The organism is Rothia sp. HMSC071F11 (assembly GCF_001809115.1).
Lineage (GTDB): Bacteria > Actinomycetota > Actinomycetes > Actinomycetales > Micrococcaceae > Rothia > Rothia dentocariosa.
In genome coordinates this window covers 85,563-101,239 of record NZ_KV795763.1, presented here as the reverse complement: position 1 = coordinate 101,239, position 15,677 = coordinate 85,563, and the positions used below count along the sequence as shown (strand labels likewise).

At 52.0% G+C, this 15,677-nt stretch carries 10 protein-coding genes; 9 read left to right on the top strand and 1 reads right to left on the bottom strand.

Annotated elements, in window-relative coordinates; translation table 11 throughout:
• Window positions 1-52 precede the first annotated feature (52 nt).
• From HMPREF2554_RS08515 to HMPREF2554_RS08485, 7 genes are all read left to right on the top strand, one after another.
• Window positions 53-1,006, top strand: coding sequence for a phosphoglycerate dehydrogenase (locus tag HMPREF2554_RS08515; RefSeq protein WP_070554719.1), 954 nt, complete (start codon window positions 53-55; stop codon window positions 1,004-1,006).
• Window positions 1,007-1,532: 526 nt separating this feature from the next.
• Window positions 1,533-2,528, top strand: coding sequence for an ABC transporter permease (locus HMPREF2554_RS08510; protein ID WP_013398417.1), 996 nt, complete (start codon window positions 1,533-1,535; stop codon window positions 2,526-2,528).
• Window positions 2,525-3,598, top strand: coding sequence for an ABC transporter permease (locus HMPREF2554_RS08505; RefSeq protein ID WP_004006524.1), 1,074 nt, complete (start codon window positions 2,525-2,527; stop codon window positions 3,596-3,598). Before HMPREF2554_RS08510 ends, HMPREF2554_RS08505 begins: the two co-directional genes overlap by 4 nt.
• A 5-nt stretch (window positions 3,599-3,603) precedes the next feature.
• Window positions 3,604-5,718: an ABC transporter ATP-binding protein gene (locus HMPREF2554_RS08500; RefSeq protein ID WP_070554717.1), complete on the top strand. Its 2,115-nt coding sequence runs from the start codon at window positions 3,604-3,606 to the stop codon at window positions 5,716-5,718.
• Window positions 5,719-5,959: 241 nt separating this feature from the next.
• Window positions 5,960-7,675: an ABC transporter family substrate-binding protein gene (locus HMPREF2554_RS08495; protein WP_070554715.1), complete on the top strand. Its 1,716-nt coding sequence runs from the start codon at window positions 5,960-5,962 to the stop codon at window positions 7,673-7,675.
• 382 nt (window positions 7,676-8,057) lie between these two features.
• Complete coding sequence (locus tag HMPREF2554_RS08490) at window positions 8,058-9,776, top strand: ABC transporter family substrate-binding protein (protein WP_070554713.1); 1,719 nt, start codon at window positions 8,058-8,060, stop codon at window positions 9,774-9,776.
• A gap of 362 nt (window positions 9,777-10,138) precedes the next feature.
• On the top strand, window positions 10,139-11,857 hold the full coding sequence (locus tag HMPREF2554_RS08485; RefSeq protein ID WP_048753393.1) for an ABC transporter family substrate-binding protein: 1,719 nt from the start codon (window positions 10,139-10,141) through the stop codon (window positions 11,855-11,857).
• Window positions 11,858-11,946: 89 nt separating this feature from the next.
• On the opposite strand, the gene HMPREF2554_RS08480 is transcribed toward HMPREF2554_RS08485, so the two are convergent.
• The gene (locus tag HMPREF2554_RS08480; protein ID WP_070554710.1) at window positions 11,947-13,053 is read right to left on the bottom strand and encodes a hypothetical protein; all 1,107 of its coding nucleotides are present in this window, start codon (window positions 13,051-13,053) and stop codon (window positions 11,947-11,949) included.
• A 248-nt stretch (window positions 13,054-13,301) separates the two neighbouring features.
• Here HMPREF2554_RS08480 and HMPREF2554_RS11450 point away from each other — a divergent pair, with 248 nt between their 5' ends.
• Window positions 13,302-13,550: a hypothetical protein gene (locus tag HMPREF2554_RS11450; protein ID WP_141744379.1), complete on the top strand. Its 249-nt coding sequence runs from the start codon at window positions 13,302-13,304 to the stop codon at window positions 13,548-13,550.
• A 317-nt stretch (window positions 13,551-13,867) separates the two neighbouring features.
• Window positions 13,868-15,574 carry an ABC transporter family substrate-binding protein gene (locus HMPREF2554_RS08475; protein WP_070554709.1) on the top strand — a complete coding sequence of 569 codons (1,707 nt, stop codon included), beginning with the start codon at window positions 13,868-13,870 and terminating at the stop codon, window positions 15,572-15,574.
• Window positions 15,575-15,677: the final 103 nt, after the last annotated feature.

Genomic DNA, 15,677 nt, shown 5'->3' with positions numbered 1-15,677 from the left:
GTTGCCTTCGTTGCTGAACGCCAACCCGCAGGCACCATCCACAGGAGGACCCATGAAGATTTTGATCCCTACCTCAATTACGCTCGACGAAGAGAAACTAGGGCTTGAACCCGGCGATACCGTGCGGCATTACAACCCCACGGAACCTATTGCCGAGGAAGATACCGATGCCGAAGTTCTGATTGCTTGGGCGAATACCGCCGATCAGCTCGCGGATTCCGCTCGCCGCATGAAAAATGTGGGGCTTATTCAGGCGCTTCTTGCGGGACCGGATGCGGTGCGCGCGGCGGGATTCACCCCAGATGCCGCCATCTGTGCGGGTGTGGGTCTGCACTCGAAGACCGTTGCGGAACATGCGCTTGCGCTGACCCTGAACTTTGTACGCTTCCTGCCGACGCTGGCGCAGGCAACGGTCGAGCATCGTTGGGCTGAGGAGCTAGGCGGCGCGCAGGAACTTCACCCGAAAGACCAGATCACCACCTTGCTTGATGCCAATGTGCTTGTGTGGGGCTTCGGCTCGATTGGCCAAGAGACCGCGCGGCTCTTCAAGGCTTTCGGCGCGAACGTAACCGGCGTTGCGCAGAGCGCGGGGGAGCGCTCCGGTTTCCCGGTGATTGCTACCGAACAGATCGACGAATACCTGCCAACTACGGATATTCTCGTGATGGTGCTTCCCACCAGCGATTCGACCTTCAAGGCGCTCGATGCCCATAAGCTGCAGCTGCTGCCCAAGCGCGCCTACCTGATTAACGTGGGGCGCGGTACCACTGTCGATGAGGATGCGCTCATCGCCGCCCTAGACTCCGGCTCGATTGCGGGTGCGGCACTGGACGTGACGGCAACCGAACCGCTCCCCTCCGATTCGCCCCTGTGGGATGCGAAGAATATCGTGATTACCCCGCATGCCGCCGGTGGGCGCCCCGTAAATCCGGAGGAACTGATCGCCCACAATATTCGTGCTTTCCGCACCGGTGCTGCTGAGAGCGAGTACCGTAACCGGTTCTAGAATTTTCACGAACGTAGAAAGTCACGTGTAAAAGAGATGCATTCTCACCCCGCATCCTGTGATGCCATTCATAAATCACAGGATACGGGGTGCTTTTGGTATGAAATTCATAAAATTTTTTGCCCTAAATCCCGAAAATATAAGTTAGGACCTACTTATTTTAGATGTTGGTTTTGCTCCTGTTTACATGGTTTTTCGTGGATTTTTTGGGGTCTGGAGAGGGTTTGAGGCGTTGTGAAAAAATATGACGCCATAAATCTTCGGTGTGTGTAAATCTTTCGTAACTTTTCGCCAAACCATATTTTGATAGCGATACCAGGGATGCCGCCTCCCAACTCCTCGCAGCACCCCGCAAAATGGTGTTTGTCGGCTGATTTTAAGGCGATGTGGGTTTGGTAGATACCCGAATGTAAATATAAGATAAAGGGACTACGCTTCTAGTGACTGTAGTCACTGGATTATCCGATGACGGAAGCTGTAACACACATGCCTACGAAACCAGAATATCTAGGAGGGGAACCGCCCCATGTTTAGGTACATCCTCCGGAGGTCGCTCACTTACCTCGTGATGGTTTTCTTAACCACAACTATGGGTTATTTTGCGGCTGTTACCACGCTAAAACCTGCCCTTTTGGAGCAAGAAAAGGTGCCGCGCCCCTCGCCTGAACAGGTGAACCGCACCCTTGCATCCCTCGGACTCGACCCCGAAATGAGTGCGTGGGACAGATACATTCAATGGCTGACGAATGTTGTCACCAAATTTGATTGGGGACGCAGCCCAAACAGCGGATATATCAATCAGGAATTCGGTCAGCGTCTGTGGGTTTCTACCCGATTGATGCTCGCAGCGACTATTTTGACCATTATTATCGGTGTGGCGCTGGGTGTTTACTCGGCAGCGCGTCAGTACAAGTTTTCCGACCGGGTTATTACCGGGTATTCCTATCTCGTCTATATTATTCCTGCCCCCGTGGCATACTTCGTGGTGCAGCAGGGAGCGACCGCCATTAACAACATTGTGGTTGAAAACGGCGGCGAAAAGATTTTCTATGTGACCGGTATTTCGACGCCCGGTGTAACAGGCTTCTGGGATACCACCATAGACATGGCGGCGCACTATGTGGTGCCGACCTTCTGTATGACGATTTTCGGATGGGCCAGCTATCAGATTGCTCAGCGGCAATACCTGCTCGATAACGTGAACGCAGACTTCGTGCGTACCGCTCGCGCGAAAGGACTCACCCGTAACCAGGCGATTACCCGCCACGCCCTGCGTGTGTCCTTTATCCCGGTGGCACAGTCGATTGCATACACCATTCCCACCATTTTTGCAGGTGCCTTCTTCGCGGAGTCCGTGTTTGCATGGCCCGGCATTGGTAAATGGTCTATTGACGCGATCGGCCAGCAGGATGTGAACGCTGCGACCGCTACTCTCGCCTACGGTTCCGTGCTGTTCGCCATCGGTGCCATTATCGCCGATATCGCGACCACGATCGTCGACCCCCGAGTGAGGATCTCATGAGCCAGGTAACTGAAACAAGCACGGTACCTGTCGTGCAGAATGGTGACTTTAAAGTTCTCAACAAGAACGTGATTATCCTCCGCCGCTTCCTGCGCAACAAGGCTGCGGTGTTCGGGCTTATCGTCTTTATCTGTGTGGGGCTTTTCGGGTACTTCGGCAAATATGTTTCCAAGTACTCCGCAACCGAATCTGACTTTATGACCCTCGGCGGTGAAGGCCCCTCCGCAGAGCATTGGTTTGGCACCACCGTGGGCGGTAACGATCTCTTCGCCATGATGAGCGAAGCCGTGTGGACCTCAATGGAAATCGGCCTGGTCGTGGGTATCGCCACCGTCATTATCTCCGCGATCTACGGTTGCGTAATGGCGTACTTTGGTGGCTGGATCGACAGGGTTATGCTCTTCCTCTTGGAAACCATGATTATGGTTCCCTCGCTGTTGATTTTGGCGATTTTCATCAACGGTCAGATCGGTAAGCAGATTCAGAAGACCGTTCCCACGTGGATTGTGCTCTCCTCTGTGCTGATTGTATTCGGCTGGATGGGACCTGCCCGTGTGATTCGTGCGATGGCGCAATCCCTGATTGGGCGCGATTACGTGAAGGCAGCACGCTACATGGGCGTACACCCCTTCAAGATCGTGCTGCGGCACCTCGTACCGAATATCGGCTCGATGCTCGTTCTGAACTTCACGACCGGCATCATGATTGCTGTGCTCTCTGAGGTTGCGTACTCCTTTATCGGCATTGGTATTACCTACCCGAACTACTCGCTGGGGTCGTTGATCTCCGATGCTGCACAGCAGCTTAATACCCTGCCGCATATGTTCTGGTTCCCCGTTATCTTCTTCTTCCTGCTGGTGGGGCCGCTCTCGCTCATGAATGATGGCCTGCGCGATGCCTTCGACCCGACTTCCATGTCGGTCGGTAAGATCAAGAAGTCAAAGAAACCTAAGAGCCAGAAATCGGCATCTAAGATCGAGGAAGCGGAGGCTCAGGAAGCCGGCGCTGCAGCACCATCAACCGACCCCAATCCCGATGCTCAGGCATCCACCCAGAATGAGGAGGCATAAAACTCATGAGCACTTCTCCCGTTCTGAGTGTTAAAGACCTGCATGTTAGCTTCAATACCGAAAACGGTGTTGTACATGCGGTGCGCGGTGTTGATTTTGACCTTTACGCCGGTAAAACCCTAGGTATCGTTGGCGAATCCGGTTCGGGTAAATCCGTGGCATCTATGGCGATTATGGGGCTTCACCCCACGACCGCCGATATTACCGGGTCTATCACATACAACGGCACCGAACTGCTGGGTCTGAGCGATAAGGAAATGTGCCAGTACCGCGGCAAGCACATCTCCATGATCTTCCAGGATCCGCTGTCTTCGCTGACTCCGGTGTACACTATCGGGGATCAGATTGCCGAAGTCCTCAAAATCCACAATAAGGGTATGAGCAAGCAGGCGATTAAAGATCGCTCTATCGAACTCATGCGCCTAGTGGGTATTCCTTCCCCAGCCGACCGTCTGCGTTCTTTCCCACATGAGTTCTCCGGCGGTATGCGCCAGCGCATCATGATCGCAATGGCGATTGCCAACGATCCGCGCGTGCTTATTGCGGATGAGCCTACTACCGCGCTTGACGTCACCATTCAGGCGCAGGTGCTTGAGGTTATGGATAAGGCGCAGGATGAAACCGGTGCGGCAACTATCATGATTACCCACGACTTGGGTGTTGTCGCCGGTATGGCCGATGACATTCTGGTGATGTACGCGGGTAAACCGGTAGAAATTGCTAAGGCTGAAGACCTTTATAAGTACCCCAGCCATCCCTACACGATTGGCCTGTTGGGTGCGGTTCCCCGCGTGGATCGCTCGCAGAAAACCTCTTTGGTGCCCATTGAGGGTACTCCGCCGAATCTGCTGTACCCGGTGGATCACTGCTCGTTCCGTGAGCGTTGCCCCGTCGCCAAAAACGGCGGTCAGTGCTGCAAGGACGATGCTGGTGAGCCCGAGCTCGCTCCGCTCAAGGGCGCTGGTGAGGGGCACTACTCCTCCTGCACTATCTCGCAGGACCTCATCAGTAAGACAGCCGAAGAACTCTATACCGTTCCTGAAACTCCCGTTTCGAAGTTTGAAAGCACTCCGCGCGAAGATCGCGCGCCGGTGCTTGAAGTGCGCAACGTGAAGAAGCATTTCCCGCTCATGAAGGGCTCCCTCATGAAGCGCCGCGTGGGCACCGTGAAGGCCGTGGACGGCGTATCTTTCGATATTCGTGAGGGTGAATGCTTCTCAATCGTGGGCGAATCTGGGTGTGGTAAAACCACCACGCTGCTGGAAATTATGGAGTTCAGCAAGAAAACCGATGGCGAGATTCTGATTAACGGTGTCTCTACGCAGGATCATAAATCTGTCAGTGAGATTCTTGAACTGCGCAAGAACCAACAGATGGTTTTCCAAGACCCCACGGGTGCCCTCGACCCGCGCTTTACCGTCTACGAGATTCTTGCTGAGCCCCTGGAAAACCAGGGCATGAAGCGTCCGGATATTAAAAAGCGTGTGGTTGAGCTGATGAAGATCGTGGGTCTGCAGCCCGATCACGTGAACCGCTTCCCGAACCAGTTCTCGGGCGGTCAGCGCCAGCGTATTGGTATTGCCCGCGCGCTTGCCGTGAACCCGAAACTTGTGGTGCTGGACGAACCTGTCTCGGCGTTGGATGTCTCCGTTCAGGCGGGCGTGATTAACCTGCTTGAGGAACTCCGGGCGAGCTTGGGTCTGAGTTACCTGATGGTGGCGCACGACCTCGCCGTGATTCGCCACGCTTCTGACCGGGTTGCGGTTATGTACCTGGGGCGCATCGTCGAGATTGGTCACGTGGATCAGGTCTTTGATAACCCGATTCACCCGTACACCAAGGCTTTGCTTTCGGCTATTCCCGTGCCAGACCCGGAGGTTGAGGCTAAGCGCCAGCGCATCATGCTGGATGGCGACCTGCCCACCCCGGTTAATGCACCGGTAGGATGCGGCTTCTCCAGCAGGTGCCCCATCTTCAAGCTGCTTCCTGAGGATAAGCAGAAGCGGTGCCTGGAGGAAAAGCCCGAGGTTATCACGCTTGACGGCGAAGACCACGGTTATGCTTGCTACTACCCGGATGGTGCAGACCTTCCCGATGTAGCGCTAGAGTCGGTTTCGTAGAACCGCATGTGTGTTGCGGGGGTGATTCTCATAGGAGAGTCACCCCCGCAACGTTTTAAAGAGCTAAAAATTTATATTATGCGATAAAGCGAAATAGTGATATGAATTACCAGTATTTGAGATTGCAGGAAATAAATTCTCGCTCTGTAATTCCATGAATACAATTAAGGTGTATCAAACGCCGCTACCACGGGCGGTAGCGCTAGACTGTGCGTTTGTCGGTGATAGAAAGAATACGCTCGTGAAAGCTCACTCCACTCTGAACCGCCGCACCCTGTTCGCAGGTGGTGCTGCGCTGGGCACCGCTGGTATGCTTGCGGCTTGTTCCGGCAAGAACAGTGGTTCCGGTTCTACTCAGGCTGCAGCAACGGCAGGTGCGAATATCGCAGACCTCGTGAAAATTAATAAGCAGGATGTTTCTGCCCTCAAATCCGGCGGAAAGCTGCGTCTGGCGGTCACCAGTTTGGGACCAAATTTCAACCCTCTGCATACTCAGGGCGCCGTTGGCGATAATGCTCGTGCTATCTCTTCGTATAATTCTTTGCTCACGAGTGGTCTGTGGCAGCAAGATTACGAAGGCAAAACTTCACCCAACCCCGACTTCTGTACCGAGTTCACCTCCGCGATGGAGAACGGCAAACAGGTTTTGCATATCACGTTGAATGAAAAGGCAAAATTCAACGATGGTACCCCGCTCGATATTGAAGCTCTGAGAGCGACTCATAAAGTTCTTTCAGACAACAAGACTTATCAGATTCAGAGCACGGGTTTGTACCCAAATATTGAGTCTATTGAAGAAGACGGCAGCGCAACCCGCGTGAAGGTCACGATGTCGAAGCCTTCATACCCTATTGCCAGCCTCTTCAGCTATGTGGTGCATCCGAAAATGACGGATACCGATTTCTTTGCCAATGGTCTAGTGGATAAGCCGAATTCCGATTATGCGGCAGGGCCGTTTAAGGTTGCCGAAGGCGGCTGGAACTCAACCGAGAAAACGCTGACCGTCACACGAAATGACAAATGGTGGGGCGAAAAACCGGTTCTCGAATCCATTACGTTCCGTCTGCTCGATACCCCTGCGCAGCGTTCTGCCTTTGCCAATGGCGAGCTTGATGCCGTAAACGCTAATGTCGTGAGCGTATACAAGGAACTCGAAAATGTTAAGAATGCCGAGTTCCGCCAGGGCCAACGCCTCTTTGCAGGCGGTGTGGTGATGAACCCCGTCAAAGTCGATACTCCGCTTCGCCGCGCCATTATGGTGGGCTTGGATCGTAAGGCGCTTTCCGATACTCGCTTTAAGGGTTTGCCGTTCAACGAGGCCCTGCCCGGATCGAGGATCCATATGCCGTTCTCGGAGTACTATGCCGATAGTATGCCGCAGGCAGCCGATCGGAAGGCTGCGGCCGCTAAGATTCTTGAAGAGGCCGGATACGCTAAAAGCGGCGATTTCTATGAAAAGGATGGAAAACGCGCGAAAGTAGTGGTGAACAACTTTAGCGAGGATAACACCATAAAATCTCTGGCGCGTTTCCTCTCTCAGCAGCTTCGTGATCTGGGCATTGAGAGCGATGTCGATCAGCAGCCTGTTAGTAACTTGGGTAAGGTGATGTCTGCCAAGGAGCACGAACTGAGCTTCATTGGGTACAGTGTAAACAGCGACGATGGTACTGAAGGCACCAAGCAGTTCTACTCCCGCGAAGACAACGATGGGGCTGGTTCCGAAGAGATTGACGCCATGATTGAAGAGCTCTTCTCCATTGAGGATGCTAAAGAACGTAACCTCAAGTGCAACGAGATCGAGAAGAAGCATATGGAGGAATTTGCTACGAGCAGCGTCTTCTACAACGGTCCGCAGATCGTGTGCTGCCAGAAGAACCTGGCGAACTACGGTGCGTTTCTCTTTGATGATCCGCAGTACAACCCTTCGGCGTGGTCGCGTATTGGATTCACAAACTAGTCGGTTGAGCTATAGCCCTTAGAAATTAGGGAACGTTTTACAAATATGTATAAGGCGCATCCTGCATTCCCTCGTGGGGGAGTGGGGATGCGCCTTGTCTGTGCCCTCATAGCCACACATGATATTCAGTAAATATTCTAGATTATCGTAAGTTATGCTCATTATTTCCTGAAAGATACGGAAATACATACTCAAATTCTGCGTAAATATGCATAAAAATATGTAATATACAACACATTATTGCTGTTTTTCTTAACTTTCACATGAAGTTCGGTGTATGGTTTTGGATATGGATAATTTATGCATGACACCGCATAAGTTATCTCAAAGTCTCTGAAACACCAAGCCCATCGCAGGGCGCATACACGTAAGGAAACACATCATGAGCATCAGCAAAACCCCAGCAGCGTTCATTCCTCATGCACTGACTCGCCGGTCTCTGCTGGGCGTAGCTGCGGCAGCTGGAACCGTCGGTGTGCTTTCCGCATGTGGCGGCGGTGCGAAGGACGGAAAAACTACCGCTCCCGGGCAGGGCGCAAACCTTAAAGACCTCTACGACATCAATGCTCACGAGGTTTCTGAGCTGAAACAGGGCGGAACCCTGCGGCTGCCGGTCGGGTCGATGGGGCCAGATTTCAACCCCCGGACTACGTCGGGCAATATGACCGATACCCAGACCATCATGAGTACTATTCATGATGCAGGCTTGTGGACCCTAGACTTTGACGGTACTACGACCCTCAGGAAAGAATATGCTCAGTCTTTTACCCCCGGTAAAGAGGGTGAGAAGGTTATCGTCAAGATCGTGCTGAATCCCCAGGCCAAGTTCAACGACGGAACGCCTATTGATGTGAAAGCCCTGCAGACCACCTGGAAAACTCAGCAAAAGGCTGACGGGGAATACAATATTGTGGCCTCGGATATTTATGGATATGTTGAAAGCGTGGAAGCCGAAGAAGATAACTTCCACGTAAAGGTGACATTCTCGAAGCCTTTCTACCCCTTGAACGCCCTGTTCACCTTTATTCTGCATCCGGCGCTGGAAGATCCTAAGGTCTATAATGAGGGCTTTGTGGATAATCTGCATCCCGAGTGGGGCTGTGGACCCTTCACGATCAAAGACGGCGGCTTTAACTCTTCCGAGAAGACCATTACGGTGGTGCCGAACGATAAGTGGTGGGGCGATAAGCCCGTGCTGGAAAAGATTATTTTCCGGCAGATGGATGAACCAGCGAAGAAAGCGGCCTTCAAGAATGACGAAATTGATGTCGCGGCTGCAGGGACTGCCTCTGCCTACTCCGAGTTTAAGGCGGTGGCAGGCACGGAACTCCACAAGGGAGTGCGCCTGCATGTTTCCGGTATCGATGTGAACCCCCGGCGGGTCAAGGATGCCGCCGTGCGGAAGGCTATTTTCTATGGGCTTGATCGGGAGGCCCTCGCAAAGATTCGGTACCAGGGCTTGCCCTATGAAGAAGAGATACCCGGATCAATGCTCCACATGCCTTTCTCGGAGTACTATCAGGACGCGTTCCCCAAGGTAGAGGGCAGTCCCAAAGATGCCATCAAGAAGGTGCTTGAGGACGCCGGATACACCAAAGACGGCGAGTTCTACGCGAAAGATGGGCAGCAGATTCACTACAAGATCGTGATCTTTGGCGACGATCCTGTTGATAAGGGTATGGCTCAGACCTTTACGCGGAATATGAAAGAAGCCGGGCTCAATATTGAGGTCGATCAGCATCCCGAAGGCGATTTCGGTAGGGTCTTGGGCAACTGGGAATACGACATCACGTTCGCGGGATACGAGGCGAATAACCCCGATGCTACGGTCGCCACCCAACAGTTCTTCCACTCGTCCAATAGCGACGGTATCGGCAGCCCTGAGATCGACGCTATGATCGAGGAAATGCTTTTGATTGAGGACGATAAAGAACGGAACCTCAAATGCGACGAGATCGAGAAGAAGCATACCGCCGAACTTGCCTTCTTAGGGTGCGCCGCTAACGGTCCTCACTACGTCTTCACGAAGAAGGGTCTCGCTAACTATGGTGCGTTCCTGTTCAAGACCATCGACTGGACTAAGGTTGGTTGGGTGAAGTAGTTTTGCTCGTTTTCTGATGGATGGGGTGGGTGTTATGTACATTCGCACTCACCCTAACCCCGGCGAGCAGATAATATTTTGTCGAGCAGATAGCGGGTTGTTATCTGTTCGACAAAATATTATCTGCTCGCGCCTTATCGCATTTGCGGATAAAAATTAGTTTTATTCTAAAAAAGCGAATATATGACGAGGGAGAATCTACAGGTTTACACGGTAGAAATTCCGTAGATTGGTAAAGGAGTGAAAACTATTTGCGGTGGGGTAGGGGGTTCTGTACTATAAAAGCAACATTGTTGCATGTGCCTTGAATCATAGATGATGTCTCACATCATATGGGGTCAAGGTAGTAAAGGAGAATCCTCATGAACGTTCAGAGAACCTTCAACCGCCGCACCCTGCTGACGGGCACTGTCGCCCTGGGAAGTGTTGGCTTACTGGCTGCGTGTGGCGGTTCAAAAGATGACAAGCTAAGCGGCAAAGCAGCTTCTAGCGCGGAAGAAGTTGTCAAGAATCTGCAGATTAACAAGCAAGACTACTCTTCACTGAAGAAGGGTGGCGAACTGAAACTTTCCGTAAGTGCTTTGGGCCCGGACTTCAACACCATGACTCAGAGCGGCTATACCACAGAGAACCTAGCAGCTTTTGGAGGCCCTTGTAACATACCAGCCGTTGTTGGTTTTTATAATACGGACCCTGCAGGCGAACGCTCTATCAACAAAGATTTCTGTTTGGAACACAAGATGGAGACTAAAGATGGGGTTCAGACCGTAGAATTCAAGATTAACCCCAAGGCTGTCTTTAATGACGGTACTCCTATTGACGTTGAAGCAGTCAAAGCATACTGGGAGATCTATAAGGGTGGCGGAGACTCAGGCTACAACATCATCCCCAACCCTTCATGGGAGCAGATGGAAAGTATTGAAGCTGTCGATGGTGACAAGTTCCATGTGAAGATTACTCTCTCAACTCCATACTATCTATCGGATGACCTGGGTACGTTTGCTACACATCCTGCTCTTGTCGATAAGAAGCTGTTCAACGATGGTTTTGTCGATAAGCCTATGGATCAATACTGGGCTGGTCCTTTTAAGGTAAGTAACTGGAACTCTTCTGAGAAGGTTATTACTTTGGCTCCGAACGATAAGTGGTGGGGCGAGAAGAAGCCATTGCTGGAGAAGATTATCTGGCGTCAGATGGGTATCGATTCTCTTCGGGCTGCGTTTAAGAACGGCGAACTGGATGCCGCAGGATTTACCGATGCTGCAACCTATAGCGCTGTTAAGGGGCAGAACGGTACTGAAATTCGTTCAGGTCAGAATACTGGTGTGCAGAACTTGCAGTTTAATGCTACTCGCGTTACAGATCTGGCGGTTCGCCGTGCTGCTTTTGCGGCGGTTGATCGTTCTCAACTAGCAGATGTTACCTTTAAGCAGGTTGGTTGGGAAGAACCAATGCCCGGGTCTATGCTCGCTATGCCTTTCCAGAAGGGATATGAGGATAACGTTCCGAAGGATTCGGGAGCAGATGCTGCCAAGAAGATTCTGGAAGAAGCAGGATACACCAAGAGCGGTGACTTTTACCAGAAGGACGGTAAGACTGCAGGATTCTCGATTACTACTTTCGGCAGTGATACCGTCACCCAAGCAAAATTCCAGCGAATAGAGCAACAGCTTAAACAAGCTGGTATTAAAGTAACCAACGATAATCAGCCAGAGTCGAATTTTAACTCTGTCGTGGGTACGAAGAGTTACGATTGTACGCTTTCCGGTTGGGCTGTAGGCGCGATTATGGCAGATAGCCCCCAGTACTTCTACACCAAGGATATTAACAACGGTGTGGGTGACGACGAAATCGATAAGCTGATTGCTAAGATTTCGGCAACTGAATCTAAAGATGAGCAGATTAAGCTTGCCAATCAGGTAGAGAAGCTCCACATGGAAAAGGTTGCTATTTACTTGCCCTTCGCTAATGGTCCGAGCTACTCGGCTGTGAAGAGTAAGCTGGCAAACTACGGTCCTCGCTTGTTCCAGACAAGTTATACAGATGCTAATCTATGGGTCAATGTAGGCTGGCAGGAGTAGTCAATCTTGCAGCATTGTTGAGCCGAAGTGCCCCTGACCGATATGCGGTTGGGGGCATTTGCTTTTGCTGGGCTGTTTTCTGAAAGATACTAGTAGTCGCTGAGATGAAGCCCTTGAGGGTCTGTGCTGGTCCTATGTAATTCCAACCAGTGAAGGCGGTATATACCTCCGCCGCCGACAGCCACCGGCAAGATTAGCGTGGCGAAGATTAAAAGAGTGAAGGGTGTTGCGAAGGCGAAGAGCAGGGCATCATCGTGAATAGTGTGGGCGTAGGTCATGCCCACCAGAAACGCCACATAGATGGTGTTGCCCACAATAAGCCCCCATCCTGTGCGAGTCGCCAAGTAGATAAAGGCAATGGCAATAGTCCAGAATATCCCGAAAAAACGGCTAAAAGAATCGTAACGCAGCCAGGGGAGGGCCCCCGCCACGCAAGTGATAGTCAGAATCGCCCATAGAGGCAGCCGTAGCTTGATAAGCACGTTTTCAAGGTACACGGTTAGGAATAACCCTGTCAGGGTGAGTGTGCACCATATGTAGAGGGGCAGTGCGCCGTCTGCTGAATGCTGCACACTCAGCCACCCCTCATACACATTGGCGGTGAGGTGGGGAGGCAGGGCATAGCGATCCATAAGAATTCCCGGCGCAATAGCCCCAAAGCATGCAAAGGTTGCAAATATGAGGGCTAGGCATCCTCGAAAATTACTGGGCTTCCGCAGTCCGAAACCGACGGACTTAAGATTCAACGTGCGATAGGCGATAGATATCAGAACCGCGCCTAGCCCGAAATATGCGATAGTCATCCAGTGCTCGGGAATACCGTGAGCGGTTTTTGAATCTAAATCCGCATAGATACCGGCGGGAAGTAAGAGAAACGGGCGGTGGCCCTCAAGGTCTCCAAAAAGATACTGCCAGAAGACGTAGAAGTACAGGATGATCGTCCAGGTGAAGACAAAGATATAACGTTTCAGGGAAGAAGTGCTTACCGATGAAGTGGCGTCTTCTGAACTTGCCGAGTGTGCAGGTCGCGGCTGGGGATCGGGGCGCTGCTCATTGGTATGAGGCGTTTCGACCGTCGTGGTGCGAGGGCGTGTACTCCCTCGATCCTCCCGGTGAGAGATCTCGGCAAGAGTCGCCTCAACGTTGGTTCCGTTGCATGATTTGCGGTTTTTGAAGATAAGAACGGCTCCTGACATTGTGACTGCGTGAACTTAGATCCTGCGTATCTTTACACTCTATATGGTGACGTGCATCATGTAAAATATGAAGGACTAGATTCAGAAACTTTACATTTTAAGTGTATGAAAGATTCATTTAGTACTTGATATTTATTTGCATCAATATGTAGACTGTGTATCTATGGCATATGCTAAATGCTGTAGATCCTGAAAGCTAGATACTGAGTCTTAGTATCATATTCTGTTTAGTACTAAGGAGGGACTCCGTGAAGAAAAAGTTGACTACGTTAGGTATTTCGACTGTGCTGGCGGTTACTTCTATCGCCTTTACCGCTCCGGCAGGTCACGCTGTGAATGATGAGAGTGAAATTGATTCTTTTATCCAGTCAATATTTCATCCTCCTGCTTGGAAGGGACCTGCGGGTAACCTGGGGGCTTTTGGTGCAGGTTCTTCATATCTTGGAGGAGGCCCAGGAGGTCCAGGAAGGCCCCAAGGTCCGCCTATGAGTTTTTAAATATATGAATTCAGAAGGATCCGCACACCATTTATGGTGTGCGGATCCTTCTGAGTGAATTGCTACGTTAACCAAACATCTAATTGGTGACTTCCAGAGTGTTATTTTTTTGTTCGAACTCCTACATGTCTCCTGATATGTTGAGCTTATAAATGTGTTTTCCTCATATGAAACCGCATGAAATAAGCTCAAAAGGCAGGATAGCCGGGATATAATTAAGCAGGGATGTTTCACTGTTGTGCATCCGGTATGTTTTACCCATCCACGGTGAACTAGCTCACCCGGCACAGATTCTCCCCGGAACCTCAGGAGCTTCGATGAAGAACGTATCTGTCTCTCGCAGAACCCTGCTCACTGGTACTCTTGCGCTCTCAGGAATCGGCGTGCTCACCGCCTGCCAATCCGGAACCAACGCTTCAGAACTGCCCGGCTCGGGCTGGGGAACAGACTCTCAAGAAGCAACAGCAACCAATCCGCGCGATAGAGCCGAGTTGCGCGAAGGCGGCAACCTCAACCTGTCATATCCCGCTATCGGACCAAACTTTAACATCACCTCCGAATCCGGGTACGGCATCTCAATGCTCACTATTCACGCGGCCGTGAACTCGGCGGCCGCCACCGGAGGATGGATAAGCGACTACTCCGGGAACCTCACCACCAATCCCGACTACGTTACCGAGTTCAAAGCCGAAACCGCGCACGGTACACAAACCATCAGCATCAAGCTCAACCCAAAAGCCACGTTCAACGATGGAACTCCTATTGACATTGAGGCACTGCGCACCACCTGGGAAATCCTGCGTGGCAAAGACGACGGCGGCAACGACTACCGAATACACGACGGGGGAGCCTGGAAACAGATAGCCTCCATCAAAGAAGCAGGTGACAAACACACCATCAGCATTACCATGAAAACCCCGTGGTACCCAGCCGATGGAAGCCTCTGCATCTTCCTGCACCCGGCGCTGAAAGACCCCGAGCTCTTCAACAAAGGCTTTGATAAACCCCTTGATAAATACTGGGCAGGACCCTACAAAGTTCAAGAGTGGAATACCGCCGAAAGATACCTGAGAGTCGAACGAAACCCAGCGTGGTGGGGCACACAGCCTCTTCTTGATAGCATCACCTGGTACGAAATAGAAGACAGCGCCGAGGAACGCGCATCCTTCAAAACCGGAGAACTCGATGTTGTCAACGTGAGCACCGTGAGCGCCTACAACGACATCACGAGTGTTGCAGACATCGAAATTCGCCGTGGAATGGCGCTCTACGCGGGCGTTTTACAGCTCAACCCCCGCAAAGTTCCGCTGCCCATACGCCAGGCCGTGGTCGCCGGAATCGACCGCAAACAGATTCAGCACATACGTTTCGGACAGCTTGGCTGGAAAGAAACCCTGCCCGGCTCGCTCTGCTTCCTACCGCTCCAAAACGGGTACCGCAACAACTATCCCAGCAGATCAAGCATCGAAAACGCCGTCAAAATCCTTGAGAAAGCCGGATACACTCGCGCAGGTATTTACACCAAAGGCGAAGAAAAAGCCGCCCTGACCATCACCAACTTCACGACCGAGCCGACGGTAGCTTCCATGAGCAACTTCATGATGGAACAACTCAAGCGCATGGGGATTGACGCCAAGGTTGAAACCCGCCCAGCCAACGAATACAGCACTGCGCTCGCCGCTGGCGACTACGATGCGGTTTTCACTGGGTACAGCATCACCCCAACCCCCGTGGAGGCGGTCAACTACCTGTACGCTTCCGCCACGGAAGGCTGGAGCACCGAAGAAATCCGTAGCATGGCGGCGCAGATGCTGGGAACCGAGGATACACACCAGCAGTTAGAACGCGTCAACGCCATTGAACAGAAGCATCAGCAGGATGTTGCCACCTATATTCCGCTGTACAATGGGCCCAACTATCTTGCGGTGCGCAAAAAACTCGCCAACTACGGCCCCGCGCTCTTCGCAGCGCCCTACTACGACCCCAATGTGTGGATTAACGTGGGGTGGGAGAAAAAATCGTAGTAGGAACCGAGGCTTAAGAGGCTCCGCCGCCATGACTAAACAACGGAATATCACAAAAGCCCCACGTGCAGCTGAACTGCACGTGGGGCTTTTGCCGCATCGA